Consider the following 15163-nt stretch of genomic DNA (forward strand, 5'->3'; position numbering starts at 1 on the left):
GACCCGATGGGGCCTATCGAAAACGTATCGGCCTGCGCAGACGTCCTCGCAACACCGACTTTCCTCCAATGGTCCGGCAACGGACGAGCACCACCGGGAGGCAGGAAATGGACACGACGGACACCCCGACGGAGACGGGGACCAGCACGGCCACGGGCACGGAGACGGGGACGGGGACGGCCACGGGGACGACCGCGCGGAGCGGACGGCAGCGGCGGCTGGCCGCGGGCGCCGCCGCGACGGCGGTGCTGGCCCTGGCCGGGGCGTGCGCCGCCGACCCGCCGGGCACCGAGGCCGTCCTGCGCACCCTGGCGGCCACCGTCACCGCCCAGCCCGTCACCGCCCCGCCCGTCACGACGGAGGCGGAGGCGGACGGGGAGATACCCGACGGCCGGACGCTGACCCCCTCCGACACCGGCTCCCCCGCCGTGGGCAACCTGGACGGTCCGCTGCGCGAGGCCCTGCAGCAGGCGGCCGTCGACGCGCGGGCCAAGGGCATCGAGATGACCGTCACCTCCGGCTGGCGCAGCAAGGCCTACCAGCAGCGGCTGCTGGACCGGGGGGTGGTCACGTACGGGAGCCTGGAGCAGGCCCGGAAGTTCGTCAACACGCCGGAGAAGTCCGCGCACGTCAGCGGCAAGGCGGTGGACGTCGGCCCGACCAGCGCCGACTACTGGCTGATCCAGAACGGCGCCCGGTACGGGCTGTGCCAGGTGTACGCCAACGAGATCTGGCACTTCGAACTGCTCACGACGCCGGGCGGGACCTGCCCGGCGCCGCTGCCGGACGCCGCAGGGTGAGGGGGCGCGCCGTGACCGCTCCCGCCGGTTCCGACACGCCCGCCGAGGCGCCCGACGGGGCCGCCCGGCCGTCCCGGCGACGGGCCGCACCCGGGTGGTGGGCCGTACGCCGGTGGCTGGCCGCACCCCGGTGGCCGATCACACGAGGGCGACGGGCCGCACGGGGGCGACAAGCCGAACCCCGCCGACGGGCCGCACCCCGCTGGCGCGCCGTCCCCCGGTGGCGGCGCGGGCGCGTGCCCGCCGCGCTCGGGCTGCTCACCGCGCTCGCCCTGGGCGGCCACCGGCTGGTGCCGGAACTGGGCGTGGGCCTGGGCAGCCTGTGGGAGAGCGCCCTGCCCTGGAGCGCCCTGGTGGCGGTGGCGGCGCTGCTGTGCGCGGCGCTGCGCCGGGCGCCGGCGGCGGCCTGCGCGGGCGGGGTGCTGGCGGTGGTGTGGGCGGTGGCGTTCGGGCCGCTGCTGCTGGGCGGCGGGGCTCCGGCGCACGGGGCGTCGACGGGCGGGAGCAGCGGGCCGGGGCTGACGGTGGTCACCCACAACGTGAACGCCGCCAACCCGGACCCGGCCGGCACCGCCCGCGCCCTGCTCGCCGCCAGCCCGGACCTGGTCGCGCTGGAGGAGGTCACCGACACCGCCCTGCCCGCCTACCAGGGCGTGCTGGACAAGGCGCTGCCCCACCACGCCCGCACCGGCACCGTCGCGCTGTGGAGCCGCTACCCGGTGACGGAGTCCCGGCGGCTGGTCATCGACCCCGGCTGGAACCGCTCCCTGCGGGCCGAAGTCAGCGCCCCCGGCGGGCCGTTGGCCGTCTACGTCGCCCACCTCGCCTCGGTGCGGATGACCGCCACCGGCTTCGCCACCGCCCACCGCGACCGCGACATCGCCGCCCTCGGCCAGGCCCTGGACGCCGAACCACTGCGCCGGGTCCTGCTGCTGGGCGACCTCAACACCGCCGCCGACGACCGCGCCCTCGCCCCGCTCACCAGCCGCCTCACCCCCGCGCGCAGCGGCTTCGGCTTCAGCTGGCCGTCCGCCCTCCCCCTGGCCCGGATCGACCACATCCTCACCCGCGATCTCCCCGCCACCGCCACCTGGACCCTGCCCGCCACCCCCAGCGACCACCGGCCGGTGGCGGCACGGCTACGGGGCTGACGGCGGGGGCCCGGCGGCAGGCCCGAGCCCGGTCAGGCGACCAGCCGAAGCCAGGCCGCCGCGAGGGCGGCGTGGCCGGCCGGCGTCGGGTGGACGCCGTCCTCGGCCCAGTACTCGGCTCCGGCCGTCGCGGCGAGTTCGGCGAACCTGCCGTCGGCGGCGAGCAGGTGGGCCCCGTAGCGGCGGGCGAGCCTGCGGACGGCCTGGATCTTCGGGTCCAGGTCGGCGCGCCACCGCTCGCGTTCCTTCTCGCCGATGAGCGCGGCGCCGGCCTCGACGGTGCCGCGGATCGGCAGGAGGAACGGCTCGATGAGGACGAGTTCCGTGCCCGCTTCGGCGAGGGGCGCGAGGAGGCGGTCGTAGCCCGCCTCGAAGCGTTCGGCGGGGATCGGGTACCCCCGCGGGTCGAGGATGCGCCGGCCCGCGTCGTTGACCCCGACGAGGATCGAGACGACGTCCGGGCGCGCGTCGAGGACGTCCGCCTGCCAGCGGGCTTCCAGGTCCGTCACCTTGTCGCCCGCGTTCGCGGTGTTCAGCCAGGTCACCGGCCGGTCGGGGTGGCGGTGGGCCCACTCGCCCGCGACGCGCAGCGGGTAGCCGCACCCGAGGCCGTCCTCGCTCTCCCGGCGGCGGCAGTCGGTGGTCGAGTCGCCGGTGAACAGCACGGTGCTTCCCGGCCGGAGGGTGATCATCGTGACTCCTCCCCCGGCTGAAGCCGGGGGCTTCTCGCTAACCCTTCCGGGCGTTGCGACGGGCCAGCCCGGCCCGTAGAACATTGACGGCTCCCACCGTGTCGGAGTGTGCCCAGTGGGCGCAGCCGGTGCAGTGGAAGGTGTCCCGGGTGGGCCGGTTCTCCGCCGTGGTGTGTCCGCATGCGGGGCACGTCCGGGAGGTGTTGCGGGGGTCCACGGCGATCACTTCCCGTCCGGCGCTTTCAGCCTTGGCGTGCAGGATCGTGAGGAACACCCCCCATCCGGCATCCGATATCGAGCGGTTGAGTCCGGCCTTGGCCGCAGCCCCGTTCGGCAGGAACGCGCCTGCCTGTTCGGGGTCGGGTTTCGGCGCGGGGGCCTTGACCATGTTGCGGATCTTGAGGTCTTCGTGCGCGATCAGATCATGCGCGCGGACCAGTCCGAGGGCGGTCTTGTGGGCATGGTCGAGCCGTTGACGGCGGACCTTACGGTGCAGCCCGGCCATGGTCTCCACAGCCTTGCGGCGGCGATTGCCACGGCGCTTGCACCGACTGAGGGCCTGCTGAGCGGCTTCGAGCTTCGCGGCGGCCTTCCGGCCGTGGCGGGGGTTGGCAACGAACTCGCCGTCGGAGTCGGCGAGGAAGTTGGCTATGCCCATGTCGATGCCGACCACGCTGCCGGTCGCGGGCAGCGGATCGGGCCGGGCCTGCTCGGCAGTCAGCACCACGTACCAGCGCTTGCCCTCACGCTTGACGGACACGGTCTTGACCGTGCCGACCACCGCACGGTGCCGATGCACCTTGACGTGGCCGGCACTCTGGAACCGGACACGGGTCACCGGGTCGTGCGGGGTCGAGTCCCAGCGGCAGCCGTCACCGTTTCTGGGGAAGTCCACCGTGTCGAACCGGTTCACGCCCCGAAAGCGCGGGTAGCCGGGTTTCTCGCCGGACTCGACCCGGCGGAAGAACGCGGCGAACGCCTTGTCCAGCCGTCGAAGCGTGGCCTGCTGGGAGGAGAAGGACCACCGGCCCTGACACTCCGGGTCGAACGCCCGGATCTCCTTGAGCTGCGCGGACTGCCCGCCGTAGCGGACCGTCGTCCTGGAGACATGCCGCCAGGCATCACGTCGCTCCTGCAACGCCCCGTTGTAGAGCGAGCAGTGGTCCCGCAGCATCTCAGCCAGTGCCTGCTGCTGGCCCACGGTGGGCCGCATCAAGAACTTGTACGCACGAATCAACACGACCCACCCCCTCCACCGCCTCGACCATCAACATGCCACACGCCGCTGACAGAAGACACCACGAGCGTCCCGCTGCGCAGGGACGTGGCGGCGCTCCGCGCCGCCGATCTCAGGATCGGATTCCCTCCCCGGCTGAAGCCGGGGATACCCTCCGAAGATCAGGGATGGGTGCTCCTCGCGAGGGGTGGGTCCGGACCTCTCGAAGGTGCCGGGCCGCACTGTCACCGCGCTGACGTCAACCTTCATCTCACCTGTGGGGAGCGCGAGATGACGACATGTCAGCCGACGGGGACGGCGTCCTTCGGCAGGGTGTGCCAGTTGGTGACGACCGGCCTGTCGACCGGGGTGGTGCCGACGGGGATGCTCACCGGGTTCGGGTCGGGGGTGCCGATGCCGATGATGACGTCGGTGTACTGGACCGCCTGGTTGCCCTTGGTGGTCTTGGTCATGATGCCCGCGTACGCGGTCTTGGCGCCGCTCAGGGTGATCTGCTCTCCCGCCCCGCGCTCGAAGGCGGCGGCCTCGATGCCGCCCGAGCCGAACGCGATGACGGGGTGGCCCGCGGGGAGCGTGCAGGTGATGCCCGACTTGGCCTTGGCGCTGATCAGGAGGTAGCCGCCGGCCTGGGTTTCGGCCTTCGCGACGAAGTCCAGGTCGTTGGCGCCGCAGACCTGGCCGTACCCGCTCTTGTCGCCGGGTGCGGCGGATGCCGAACCGGCGGGCGCGGCAGGGGACTTGGGCGGGGCCGTCTTCGTCGGTGCGGCTCCGGCCGGCGCGGCCGTGGCGGGCGCGGCGGGCTCGGAGGGCGCGGCGGCCTTGGTCACGGGGGCGGTGGGGGCGGCCGCGTCGCTGTTGTCCGGTCCGCAGGCCGTGGCGGTGGCGGCGATCGCCGCGACGGCGGCGGCGGTGAGGGCGAGGCGGCGCGTGCGCATGGGGGGTTCTCCTGCTGTCGTCCCGGCGGTGCGGTTCACCGGCGTGTGATCACCGTACGGGCGGGTCGTTCACGGGCCGGTGCGGGAAATATCCCGATCCTGTCCCAGAAGGCCTGTGTCAGAAGGCTTGTACGGAGGGGGTGTTGGACGACGCGGGGGCGGGGAACGCCGCCGGGCCGGCCGCCGCAGGAAGGGGGCCGGCCCGGTGGAACAGGGCGGGTCAGCCGAGCAGTTCGCCCTGGAGGGTGACGACCTGCCGGAAGGGCGCGGTGGGCACGCCGGCGGGGTTGGTCATGGTGATGACGGCGACGACGTCGGCGGCGGAGAGGTAGGCGACGCGGGCGGTGGGGGCGCCCTTGGTGCCGGCCGTGGTGGACTCCACGAGGGTCAGGCTGCTGCCGTCGAGGGCGTCCCAGTCGTCGTGGGGGGTGCCCTTGGTGGAGGGTGCGGCCTTGGGGCCGCCCTTGGAGCGCACGTCGGCGAAGGCGCCCCAGGACTCCCGGACGGAGCCGAAGCGCAGCAGCCGGATCTGGGTGCGGGTGCCGTCGGAGGCGGTCCACTCCCGGACGGTGGCCGCGCGGCAGGCGTGCTCCAGCAGCACGGAGCGCATCTTGACCGGGTCCTGCTGCTCGTCGGCGATCGCGTCGCAGGGCACCCACTGGCCGAACGCGGAGCCGGCGGCGGAGGCGGAGGCGCCGGCGGACGCGGAGGCCGAGGGCGCCGGGGAGGCCGGGGCCGACGGGGCGGCGGTCGGCGAGCCCGAGGGGGCGGCCGCGGTGGGCGCCGGGAAGACCGGCGGGGTCAGCGAGCCGCCGGCCTCCTTGGGCGCGGGCAGCAGCAGGTAGCGCAGGTCCGCGTGGTGCGGGGACTTGCCCTTGTCGTCCGGGGCCTCCTGGCCCGCGGGCAGCGGAGGCAGCGTCAGCGGCGCGAAGGTGTAGCGGCCGTCGCTCGCGGTGGCCAGGCCCGGCAGGTCGGTCCGGTCGGGGGCGGTGACGGCCAGCGCGCTGCCGGTGCCGGCGAGGGCGAACACCAGGACGGCGCCGCTCCAGCGCACCGCGGCCTTGCGGCGCCGGGTGCGGCGGGCCTCCTGCTCCGCGGGGTCCTCGGCGGCGGCGAAGGGCTCGGCGACGGGCGCGGCGAGCGCCTCCAGGACCGGATCGGCCCCCTTCCCGGGCACGGGCGCGTTCGCGGGCGCGGGCGGCGGGGTGGCGTGGTCGGTCATACGGAGGCTCCGGGGCGGGCGAGGCGGTCGAGCTGGAGGGTGAAGAGGGCGACGATCTTGTCCTTGGGCAGCGGCGCCACGCCCTCGGCGCTCATGACCACCAGGAGGTCGCCCTCGGCGGCCGAGCACTCCAGGTAGTCGATCGGCGCGGACGGCGGCGCCGGCATCAGGTAGCAGTGCGCCTCGGGGTGCCCGGGGACGGCCGGGCCGACCCGGAACAGGCCGGTGTCGCCGGTGAAGACCGCGGTGTACTCGTTGATCCGCTGCACTTCCTGCTGGTTGAACTGGCGCAGCTTCAGGCCGATCACCAGGTCGTCCCCGTCGGCGAGGTAGGTGCGCACGCCGGAGGCCTTGACGTGCATGCCCTCCCAGTAGGCGCGCATCTTGTCGCGCTTGTCCTTGGGGAGCTGCTGGAGGTCGGCGTCCATCTCGGCGGACAGCTGCTCGCCGTTCTGCTCGCTGTCGTGGCCGTAGCCGCCGTCGTCCGGGCCGGGCCGGTAGCCGGCCGGGACGGGCAGCAGCAGGTCGCGCATCGAACCGAAGTGGCTGCCGTTGGACTTGGCGCCGTACGGCGTGGCGGTCGCGGTGGGGGTGGGACCGGTGGACGGGGCGGCGGCGGTGGCCGGCGCGGGGTCGTCGTACTGGGTCTTGATGATGCCGACGCCGACGGCCACGCCGACCAGCGCGGCGGCGGCGGTCGCGGCCCCCGCGCGCAGCAGGCGGCGGGAGGCGGGGCTCGGGCCTGCGGGCGCGGCGGGGCCTGCGGGCGCGGCGGACCCGCCGACCGAACCCTCGGGTGCCGGTTCGGGCGCGCCCGGGTCGGCGGCGGTGGTCATGGTGTCGTCGTTCACGCGAGCCGCTCCCACTGCCGCTTGGCGAGGTCCTTGAGGGTGTCGGGGTTCACCGGCTTGGTGTCGAAGACCTGGATCCTCATCTTCACCGTGCCGCGCGTGGCGGCGGCCTGGCCGTAGTAGTACTGCTCGGTGCTCTCGGCCCAGTGGGTGGGCACGGCGTCCACCCTGTAGCCGCCGTTGGCGCCCTCGGCGAACTCCTGCCAGTGGTCGGCCTTCGCCTCGTCGGCACGGTCCGCGGTGAACTGGATCAGCTGGGCGCGGTAGAAGACGCCGTCCTTCTTCCAGTCGACCTCGGCCGCGCGCCGGAAGCCGCGCGAGGCGAGTTCCTTGAACGTGCCGGCCGACCTGCCGTTCTGCTCGGCGAGTTCGCCGATCGAGATCCAGCTCGGCTTGTCCGGGTAGTCGCCCCAGGGGGCGCTGCCCTCGGGGGCGCCGATCAGCAGCTTGGTCAGGTCGCCGTCGATGCCGAGCGGCGCGGGCTGCTCGGCGGCGAGGGCGGCCGCGTCGACCCGCTCGGCCGGGTAGGCCGGGCGGGCGGCCTGGAGCGGCGGCAGCGGCGTGGGCGGGCGCTGGGCCTGCACGGCGTAGCCGACGCCGCCGCCGGCCAGGGTGCCCAGCACCAGGGCGCAGGCGGTGAGCAGCACGGGGCGGGGGCGGCGCGGGGCCTTCGGAGCGACGGCCTCGGGCGCGACGGTCCCGGAGGCGAAGGCCTCGGGCGCGACGGGCGGTGCGGCGGGCGGCGGCGGAACGGCGGGCACGGCGGGCACCGGCTCCGCGGGTTCGGTGGTCACGGAAGTGGCTCCAGAGGAGGAGGAAGAGGACGGGGAAAGGGCGGAGCCGGGCTCAGCCGCCGGTGGTGAGCCACTCGCGCTGGCGCTTCATCAGCTCGTTCAGCAGCGCCTTGTCGGGCGTCCCCTTCACGTCGACGTCGATCGTGTACTGGACGTCGCCCTGGCTGGAGATGCCGCTCATCGAGCCGGTATAGGCCTGCTGCTTGGGGGCCTTCAGGTAGCCGCGGCCGCCGGAGTCGCCGTCGATGTCGAACGGGTCCAGCGACTTGATCTTGTAGTTCCTGGCGAAGTCGGCCGCCATCGCGGTGGAGCCGAACTTCAGCAGGGTGACGGTGACTTCGGCCTTGCCGTCGGCGGTCCGGTACATCCGGTTCGCGCCGCCCTTGTAGCCGTAGGACTTGAGGATGTCCATGATGCCGTCCTGCTTGCCGAAGAGGTCGGCGACGTCGTCGTCGCTCATGGCCATCCCGTCCACGGGCCCGTAGGACTCGCCGCCGGCCGGGATGGGGAGCAGGAAGTAGCGCAGGTCGCCCTCGTGCTTGCCGCCGCTGACGGTGCCCTTGACGGTGCTGGCGGGGGCGGGCTCGGCCGGGACGGCGGTGGGCACCGGGACGGGCGCGGCCGAGGGCGTCGCACTCGCGCTCGCGCCCGCGCTCGCCTTCGACGGGGCCGGGGCGGCCGCGGCGACCGGGCGGGTGTCGGGCTTGCCGACGGCGACGGTCACGGCGGCGCTGGCCGCGGTGACGGCGAGCAGTCCGGCGGTGGCCAGCGCGACGCCGACGGCGCGCGGCAGCCGGCGCGGGGCCTGCTCCGGTGCGGGCGGTACGGCGGCGCCGGCCTGGGCGTCGGGCGCGGCAGCGGCGGGAGCGGCGGCCCCGGGCGCGGCGACCTCGGAAGCGGCGGCCCCCGGCGCGGCGGCCGGCTCGGCCGGTGCCGGAGGTCCGGCGGCGGCGCCCTCGTTCTCGGGCTCAGGCAAGGAAATCCCCCCAGTGAAGAATGCGGAATCCCACGCGCGGGCTCCTCACGGGAACCACTCCCCCAGCGGGTTCTCCGGGCATTCCGTCACGCGTGTCGGCAGGAATTATGAAAGGCCGCCGACACCACTGCCAAAACAATCAACCGCCACACTTTCCCCCAATGTTCGACGAATCGGACACACCGTGATCGAACCGCAATGGGCGCTGTCCTGCGGTGATGACACTGTGTCGACACATCGATTCGAACACGGCCTACTTCCGCCCCGCCGGTTCAGGGGGCCGGACCGGTGCCGTCAGATCCACCCTTCCTCCCAGGCCCGCCGCGCCGCCTCGTGGCGGGTGCGCACGGCGAGCTTGGTGATGGCCCCCGAGAGGTAGTTGCGGACGGTGCCGGGGGCGAGGTGGTGCTGCTCGGCCAGCGCGCTGATCGGCTGGCCCCGGTGGACGGCGCGCAGCACGTCCAGTTCGCGCGGGGTCAGCGGGCAGGGCGTCTCGGTGAGGGCGTGGGTGGCGAGCCGGTGGTCGATGTAGCGGCCGCCGCCGTGGACGTCGCGCAGGATGTCGGCCAGTCGGGTGGCGGGGGTGGTCTTGGGCACGAAGCCCTGGATGCCCGCCGCCAGTGCCCGGCGCAGTACGCCGGGCCGGGCGTGGCGGGTGACGAGGACGACGGGGACGGGGTGGCGGCGGCGGATGGCCTGGGCGGCGCCGACGCCGTCCAGGTGGGGCATCTCCAGGTCCAGCAGGGCGATGTCGACCGGGTGGTCGGCGGCGGCCCGGACGGCCGCGGGGCCGTCGCAGGCCTGGGCGGTGACGGTCAGGTCGGGTTCGAGGTCGAGGAGCGCCGCGAGGGCGCCGCGGGTGAGGTCCTCGTCCTCGGCGAGCAGGATGCGGATCACGCGGGGGCCTCCCGGTCGGTGTGGCCGGCCAGTTCGAAGCGGCCGTCGGGGTGGGTGGTGGTGCCGACGTGCCCGCCGATGGCGTGGAAGCGTTCCCGCAGCCCGGCCAGGCCGCTGCCGTTACCACTGCCGCGGTCGGTGGCGGGGTGCGCCGGGGCGCCGTCGTTGCACAGCAGGACGCGGACCCGGCCCGCGTCCGCGGTGACGGTGATCCGGCAGTGCCGGGCGCGGCTGTGGCGCAGGATGTTGGTGACGCCCTCGCGGACCAGGGCGGCGAAGGCCGGCTGGAGCTGGTGCGGGACGCGTTCGGCGTCGCCGTCGACGGCGGTGCGGATCCCGGCGGCCTCCAGGAGCCCTACGGCGTTGGCCAGTTCGGTGCCCAGGCTGGCGCTCCGGTAGCCGTGGACCACGGCCCGGGACTCCTCCAGGGCGGTGCGCGCCAGTTCGGTGATCTCCCGGAGCTGGGCGCGCGCCTCGTGGTCGCTGCGGCCGATCAGCCGCTCGGCCAACTCCCCCTTGAGCGTGATGGCCTGGAGCCGGTGGCCCTGGAGGTCGTGCAGGTCCGCGGCGAAGCGCATCCGCTCCTCCGCCACGGCCAGGTCGGCCGTGGCTTCGCGGACCTGCTCGGCCTCCACTACCGCCCGCCACAGCCGGAGCAGGACCAGTTCCACCGCGGCGACGAACAGCAGCATCCCGGCGCCGGTCGCCGCCGGCACCCCGGGCAGGAGGCCGGGGGTCTCGTGGCGCCACTGCGCCACGGCCTCGCCCAGCACCGCGCAGACCAGTGCGACCGCCGTCAGCAGCCGGCGCCGCGTCCGGGCCGGCAGGGACAGGGCCAGGGCCGCCGTCATGGCCCCGGGCACCATCGCCCAGTCGAGCGCGGTGTACGGACGGTCCGCCATCTCGCCCCAGGTGGCGACCGCCACGGCCAGCAGCGCGAGGCTCCACCGCCACTCGGCCGCGGAGGGGCGGCGGGGGCCGTACCCCTGTCCCTCCGGCGGGCCGGCACCGGGCTCCCGACCCACGGCGCGAGGCGGCACCGCCCGGCGGACGAGCCGGGTGTGCTGGACCAGGACGGCGACGATCACCGGGGCCGTCAGCGCGGTACGCACCGGGTCCAGGTTGAAGACGACGTCGTTCGCGGCCAGCAGCAGCCACATGGGCCCCAGGGCGAGCAACGTCCGGCGGGTGAGGAGGCCCAGCCGACCCGGATCGACCACACCGGCCACCGCGAATGAGGTGCTCATGTCCGGCCAGCGTAGAGGCCGTCGCCGCGCCCTGTCTGTAGCCGAACCAGCCAATAGATCATGACAGTTGTCATAAACCGACCGTGACACCGCCCGGCCGGTTCATGGCATCAGCCACTACTGGCGACCGGCGCGCGCCCGCGAGACTCTCCACCGTCTCTCCACGGGGCGCGCGCCCGGGCTTCGCCGCGCGCACACCCTCCCCCCTCACCTTCCACGACCGCTCCAGGAGCACGGATGACCATCGCCCGCAGGACCCGCCGGCGCCGCACCCTCGCCGCCTCCGCCACCACCGCCCTCGCCGTCGGGCTGCTGAGCCTCGGCGCGGCGCCGGCCGCCCACGCCGACACCCTCCCGACCCTGTGCAACCCGGCCGTGGACCGCACCACGGCCGAGCCCGTCAACGTACAGGTCACCCCGCTCGTCACCGACTTCCTGATCTACAACGTCGCCCCGGGGAGCACCGGGCACCACAGCGACATCCTGACCCGGGTCAACTCGGCGACCACCACCGTCGACAACAAGACCGAGATCACCGCCACCGCGAGCGCGCTGTTCCTCAAGGTCGAGGTGAAGGTCGGCTTCTCGGTGCAGAAGACCACCTCCAGCACCACCAGCACCACCGTCAGCGACACCTGGGACCTCGTCGATCCCGGCCGCTACGGCCTCTACCGCGGCACCCGGGTCGTCACCGGCCAGTACGTCAACCGCGTCTGCGCCCAGACCGGCGGCCCCAACACCGGCATCTGGGTCACCACCTCGCCGTCCCCCGGGACCTTCACCACCTACGAGTCCCCGGAGATCGGCTCGGTCCGCTGCGCGCCCGCCGAGGCCGCCGGCACCGTACGCCGCGCCGCCCAACTCCTCATCAGCAGCTGCTGACCGCCCCGCCGACCCGACAGCCCTTGGAGATCCCGTGACGAACCCGCACCGCACCACCACCCGCCGCAGCGCCGCGCTGCGCGCCCTCGGCGCCACCGCCCTCGCCTCGCTGTCCGGCCTGACCCTGCTCGCCGCCCCCGCCTCGGCCGCCACCCAGGGCCTGGCCTCCAGCGAGTGGCACGGCTACGTCTGCGACGACGGCTACTACCGGATCAGGACGCCCTTCAACCAACTCGTCGAGCGCAACCAGTACAGCGCCTGGGGACAGGCCATCCAGAACCCCGACACCGGCGCCTACAACCAGCAGTGGAAGCTCTGCCACTACAACTCCGACAACCAGTCGTTCATCTTCCGCAGCCGGCGGAACGAGGGCGACTGCCTCGGCGTGTGGAAGCAGAACCCGAACGACGGCGCCACCGGCGGCGAGGGCGCCAATCTCAACCTCTTCGACTGCCAGGGCTGGATCTACGGCAACCAGATCTTCCACTTCCTGTACCCCGACCCCGGCAACACCAGCAAGGTGATCCTCAAACTCGGGCACAGCGGCTTCTACGCGGCCCTCGCCGACCAGTCCGGCAGCACCGGCTCGGCCATCGCCCAGTTCTCCGACCGGGTGGCCGTGTTCACCCTGGAGCACCTCGCTTCCTGACGCCCCCGTGGCCGCACGGACCGGACCGGGCGGCGGTCCGGGCCCGAGGGCGGACGGCTGCGCCTACCGTTGGACCGTGGACGGACAGGTGTGCGGCGAGGAGTGCCCGGTCGGCGGGCCGGACCCGGACGGCCGCGGGGTGCCGTTCGGCCGGCCCGACCCGGCTCGCGCCGACCCGGCCCGGCCCGGCGCGGGAGGCGGGCCGGCGGCCGGGGCCGGGGCCCCGCGGTTCGCCGTCGGCCCCGGATACGCCCTCTACCAGGGGCCGTTGGCGGACAGCGCCTTCCACCGGCACGCCACCTTCCAGGTCGCCGTCGCGGCCGCCGCCCGCACGGTGGCCATCGACGACGACACCGGGCGGCGCCACCGCGGGCCCGCGCTCGTGGTGGCGCCGATGGTGCGCCACCGGATGGCCCCGACCCGGGAGGTGCTGACCTTCTACGTCGACCCGCACTGCGCCTTCGCCGACCGGCTGCGCGCGGGCTGCGCACCGGGGGTCGCCATCGCCCCGCAGTGGCGGGGCCTGACCGAGCGGGACGTCCGGCCCGGTGGCGGGCTGCCCGCCACCGGGCTGGACCCTCGGCTGCGCGCGGCGATGGCGGCACTGGCCGCCGACGGCCGGGAGCCGCTGGAGGGCCTGGCCGCGCGCGTCGGACTGTCCCCGCAACGCCTGCGGGCCCTGGCCCGACGGCAGTTGGGGGTGCCGCTGGCGCGCTGGCGCAGCTGGCAGCGACTGTCCCGGGCGGCACTGGCCCTCGGCGAGGGCTGCTCGCTGGCACAGGCGGCGCTCGCGGGCGGGTTCGCCGACCAGGCCCATCTCACCCGGTGGATGCGGGAGTTGACTGGTCTGACACCCTCGCAGGTGCTGCCCGCCCTACGCGGAACGGCGGTTCAGGCCGGACGGCGCGCGGTGTAGAAGGACATCGAGCCGGTCACCGTCGCGACGGTGTCCACCTCGCGCACCCCCTCGAAGCCGGCCTCCGCGATCAGCCGGGGCAGGATGCCGTCGGCGTTCGGCTGGGTGTCCTCCTTGCCGTCGGCGAACTGGACGATCCGGAAGGCCAGCCGCATGGCCGCCGTGCGCTGCCGCCCGTAGTCGGCGATCACCAGCTTCCCGCCGGGGCGCAGCGTGCGGTGCATGGCGGCGAGGACGGCCTGCTTCATCGGGACGGGGCACTGGTGCAGGACGAGGCTGGACACGACGGTGTCGGCGGTCCCGGCGCCGACGACCTCGTCCACCGCGTCACCCATGCCGGTACGGAAGTCGGGTTCGATCCCGGCCGCGGCGGCCTTGCGGCGGGCCAGGCGCAGCACGGCGGGGTCGGGGTCGACGCCGACGACGGTGGCCTGCGGTTCGGCGCGGCCCAGCAGGACGGCGAAGGACCCGGTGCCGCAGCCGACGTCGACGATGACGTCACCGGGGCGCGGGGCGGCGTGCATGGCGAGCAGGCTGCGCCACAGGCGTTCGCGGGTGAGCGAGACGATCGGGTCGTAGAGCCCGAGGGCGAGGCGCCCGGCGGCGGGGGTGAAGGCGTCGGTCGGTGTCATCCGGCCAGTGTGGTCGGGCGGTTGGGGTCGCGTCTTGAACGAATCGCTCGCGTCCCCGGGGGCGGAGGAGCGCTTCAGGAAGCGGTCGGGGCGGGAGCCGTACGGGCCCGGAGCAGCAGGAGCAGCCCGATCCCGAGCCCCAGGTCGACGGCCAGGCCCAGTGCCTGCAGCCAGTCGGCCGTCTTCCCGGGCGAGTAGATCTCCAGGTAGTCGGACAGCGCGTGCACCAGCACCAGCGGCCAGACGCTCCCGATGTACAGGCGCGCCCCGCACAGGCAGAAGCCGAACGCGCCGGCCTCCAGCACCTGCCACAGCGTGTTGCCCAGGGGCGCGCCGAAGAACAGCCAGTTGTCGAGGTGCCCGACCCCGAACAGCACCGCCGTCAGCACCACCGCGCGCACCGGGCCGAGCGGCCGCGCGACCTCCAACACCAGCGCCCGGCTGCTCAGTTCCTCACTGACCCCGATGGCGAGCATCAGCACCACCCCGCCCACCAGGGTCGCCGTGCCGCCCTCGATCCCGGGCAGCGCCGCCAGCCCCGCCACCACCACCAGTGGCAGCAGCACCGGCCAGCGCGCCATCACCCCGAGGCCCGCCACCCCGCCGGTCGCCAGCAGCCCCCAGACCCGGAGCAGCACCAGCACCACCGCCGCGCCCGCCAGATTGACCACGGTCGGCCCCAACTGCGGGAACCACCCTGGCTCCAACGGCGGCAACGCCTTCGCCACCACCACGATCACCGCCTGCCAGACGACCGCGACCCCGACCGCCCCCAGCACCGGATGCCGGCGCACCTGGCTCCCCCATCGCTTCAGCACGGCTCGATGGTAGGCGCGGGAACATCAAGTCAGCATCATCACGGACGAGTTGACCCCCAACCGAGATGCCGGTGACGGGCGCGCAGAAAGTCGGACCCGCCGACTTCCTGCGCACGCCACGGCAGACCGGGCGGCCCTGCGTGCTCCGCAGGGCCGCCCGAAAGAGCTCTTCAGAAACCGGCCGGGAACTCGCCCGCCCGGACACCGGCGACGAAGGACCGCCACGCCTCGGAGGCGAAGGTGAGAGCCGGGCCGTGGGGGTCCTTGCTGTCACGGACGGGGACGGAGTCCAGAAGCCCGCTGGCGACCTCGATGCAGTCGCCGCCTTCGCCACCGCTGTAACTGCTCTTGCGCCATGCCAGGCCAGCTGTCACGCGGATGACCTCCTGGGCCCTCAGTCGGTGGTGGGCTGCCCCGCGCGGCGCGGGGCCGCCCCCCGGGAGGGGGTCAGACGAGCACCCCGA

At 74.4% G+C, this 15163-nt stretch carries 17 protein-coding genes; 5 read left to right on the forward strand and 12 right to left on the reverse strand.

Annotated features, from left to right (window positions below):
• The first annotated feature begins 107 nt into the window (after positions 1-107).
• Positions 108-800, forward strand: a complete 693-nt coding sequence (locus tag ACWDCZ_RS27020) for a M15 family metallopeptidase (protein ID WP_449817178.1) — start codon at positions 108-110, stop codon at positions 798-800.
• Between the two features lie 236 nt (positions 801-1036).
• A complete protein-coding gene (locus ACWDCZ_RS27025) occupies positions 1037-1951 on the forward strand; it encodes an endonuclease/exonuclease/phosphatase family protein (protein WP_449817179.1) in 915 nt (304 codons plus the stop codon).
• Positions 1952-1983: 32 nt separating this feature from the next.
• Here ACWDCZ_RS27025 and ACWDCZ_RS27030 read toward each other — a convergent pair whose 3' ends face one another.
• The 9 genes from ACWDCZ_RS27030 to ACWDCZ_RS27070 all read right to left on the reverse strand — a co-directional run bounded on the left by ACWDCZ_RS27030 (position 1984) and on the right by ACWDCZ_RS27070 (position 10802).
• Positions 1984-2643, reverse strand: coding sequence for an SGNH/GDSL hydrolase family protein (locus ACWDCZ_RS27030; RefSeq protein WP_449817180.1), 660 nt, complete (start codon positions 2641-2643; stop codon positions 1984-1986).
• Positions 2644-2680: 37 nt separating this feature from the next.
• Positions 2681-3880: an RNA-guided endonuclease InsQ/TnpB family protein gene (locus tag ACWDCZ_RS27035; protein WP_449817191.1), complete on the reverse strand. Its 1200-nt coding sequence runs from the start codon at positions 3878-3880 to the stop codon at positions 2681-2683.
• Positions 3881-4161: 281 nt separating this feature from the next.
• Complete coding sequence (locus ACWDCZ_RS27040; protein ID WP_449817181.1) at positions 4162-4815, reverse strand: DUF4232 domain-containing protein; 654 nt, start codon at positions 4813-4815, stop codon at positions 4162-4164.
• Positions 4816-5035: 220 nt separating this feature from the next.
• A complete protein-coding gene (locus tag ACWDCZ_RS27045) occupies positions 5036-6037 on the reverse strand; it encodes a hypothetical protein (RefSeq protein WP_449817182.1) in 1002 nt (333 codons plus the stop codon).
• The gene (locus ACWDCZ_RS27050; protein WP_449817183.1) at positions 6034-6888 is read right to left on the reverse strand and encodes a hypothetical protein; all 855 of its coding nucleotides are present in this window, start codon (positions 6886-6888) and stop codon (positions 6034-6036) included. Before ACWDCZ_RS27050 ends, ACWDCZ_RS27045 begins: the two co-directional genes overlap by 4 nt.
• Positions 6885-7682 (reverse strand): hypothetical protein, encoded by a 798-nt coding sequence (locus tag ACWDCZ_RS27055; RefSeq protein ID WP_449817184.1) that lies wholly within the window; start codon positions 7680-7682, stop codon positions 6885-6887. The genes ACWDCZ_RS27050 and ACWDCZ_RS27055 overlap by 4 nt, the downstream gene beginning before the upstream one ends.
• A 52-nt stretch (positions 7683-7734) precedes the next feature.
• A complete protein-coding gene (locus ACWDCZ_RS27060) occupies positions 7735-8658 on the reverse strand; it encodes a hypothetical protein (protein WP_449817185.1) in 924 nt (307 codons plus the stop codon).
• A 294-nt stretch (positions 8659-8952) separates the two neighbouring features.
• Positions 8953-9555 carry a response regulator transcription factor gene (locus ACWDCZ_RS27065; RefSeq protein ID WP_074005297.1) on the reverse strand — a complete coding sequence of 201 codons (603 nt, stop codon included), beginning with the start codon at positions 9553-9555 and terminating at the stop codon, positions 8953-8955.
• Positions 9552-10802 (reverse strand): sensor histidine kinase, encoded by a 1251-nt coding sequence (locus ACWDCZ_RS27070; protein WP_449817186.1) that lies wholly within the window; start codon positions 10800-10802, stop codon positions 9552-9554. Before ACWDCZ_RS27070 ends, ACWDCZ_RS27065 begins: the two co-directional genes overlap by 4 nt.
• Before the next feature lie 237 nt (positions 10803-11039).
• Between ACWDCZ_RS27070 and ACWDCZ_RS27075 the strand changes: the two genes are divergently transcribed.
• The 3 genes from ACWDCZ_RS27075 (at position 11040) to ACWDCZ_RS27085 (ending at position 13249) form a co-directional block, all read left to right on the forward strand.
• Positions 11040-11684, forward strand: a complete 645-nt coding sequence (locus tag ACWDCZ_RS27075) for a hypothetical protein (RefSeq protein ID WP_117485127.1) — start codon at positions 11040-11042, stop codon at positions 11682-11684.
• Positions 11685-11718: 34 nt separating this feature from the next.
• Positions 11719-12333 (forward strand): RICIN domain-containing protein, encoded by a 615-nt coding sequence (locus tag ACWDCZ_RS27080; protein ID WP_449817187.1) that lies wholly within the window; start codon positions 11719-11721, stop codon positions 12331-12333.
• A 76-nt stretch (positions 12334-12409) separates the two neighbouring features.
• On the forward strand, positions 12410-13249 hold the full coding sequence (locus ACWDCZ_RS27085; RefSeq protein WP_449817188.1) for a helix-turn-helix domain-containing protein: 840 nt from the start codon (positions 12410-12412) through the stop codon (positions 13247-13249).
• Here the strand turns inward: ACWDCZ_RS27085 and ACWDCZ_RS27090 are convergent.
• From ACWDCZ_RS27090 to ACWDCZ_RS27100, 3 genes are all read right to left on the reverse strand, one after another.
• Entirely contained in the window at positions 13225-13881 is a 657-nt protein-coding gene (locus ACWDCZ_RS27090; protein WP_074005293.1) for a class I SAM-dependent methyltransferase, read from the reverse strand. The two genes, ACWDCZ_RS27085 and ACWDCZ_RS27090, sit on opposite strands and share 25 nt — an antisense overlap.
• Before the next feature lie 74 nt (positions 13882-13955).
• Positions 13956-14699, reverse strand: coding sequence for a CPBP family intramembrane glutamic endopeptidase (locus ACWDCZ_RS27095; RefSeq protein ID WP_449817189.1), 744 nt, complete (start codon positions 14697-14699; stop codon positions 13956-13958).
• A 170-nt stretch (positions 14700-14869) separates the two neighbouring features.
• Complete coding sequence (locus ACWDCZ_RS27100) at positions 14870-15073, reverse strand: DUF397 domain-containing protein (protein WP_449817190.1); 204 nt, start codon at positions 15071-15073, stop codon at positions 14870-14872.
• Between the last annotated feature and the right edge of the window lie 90 nt (positions 15074-15163).

Source organism: Kitasatospora sp. NPDC001225, assembly GCF_053597855.1.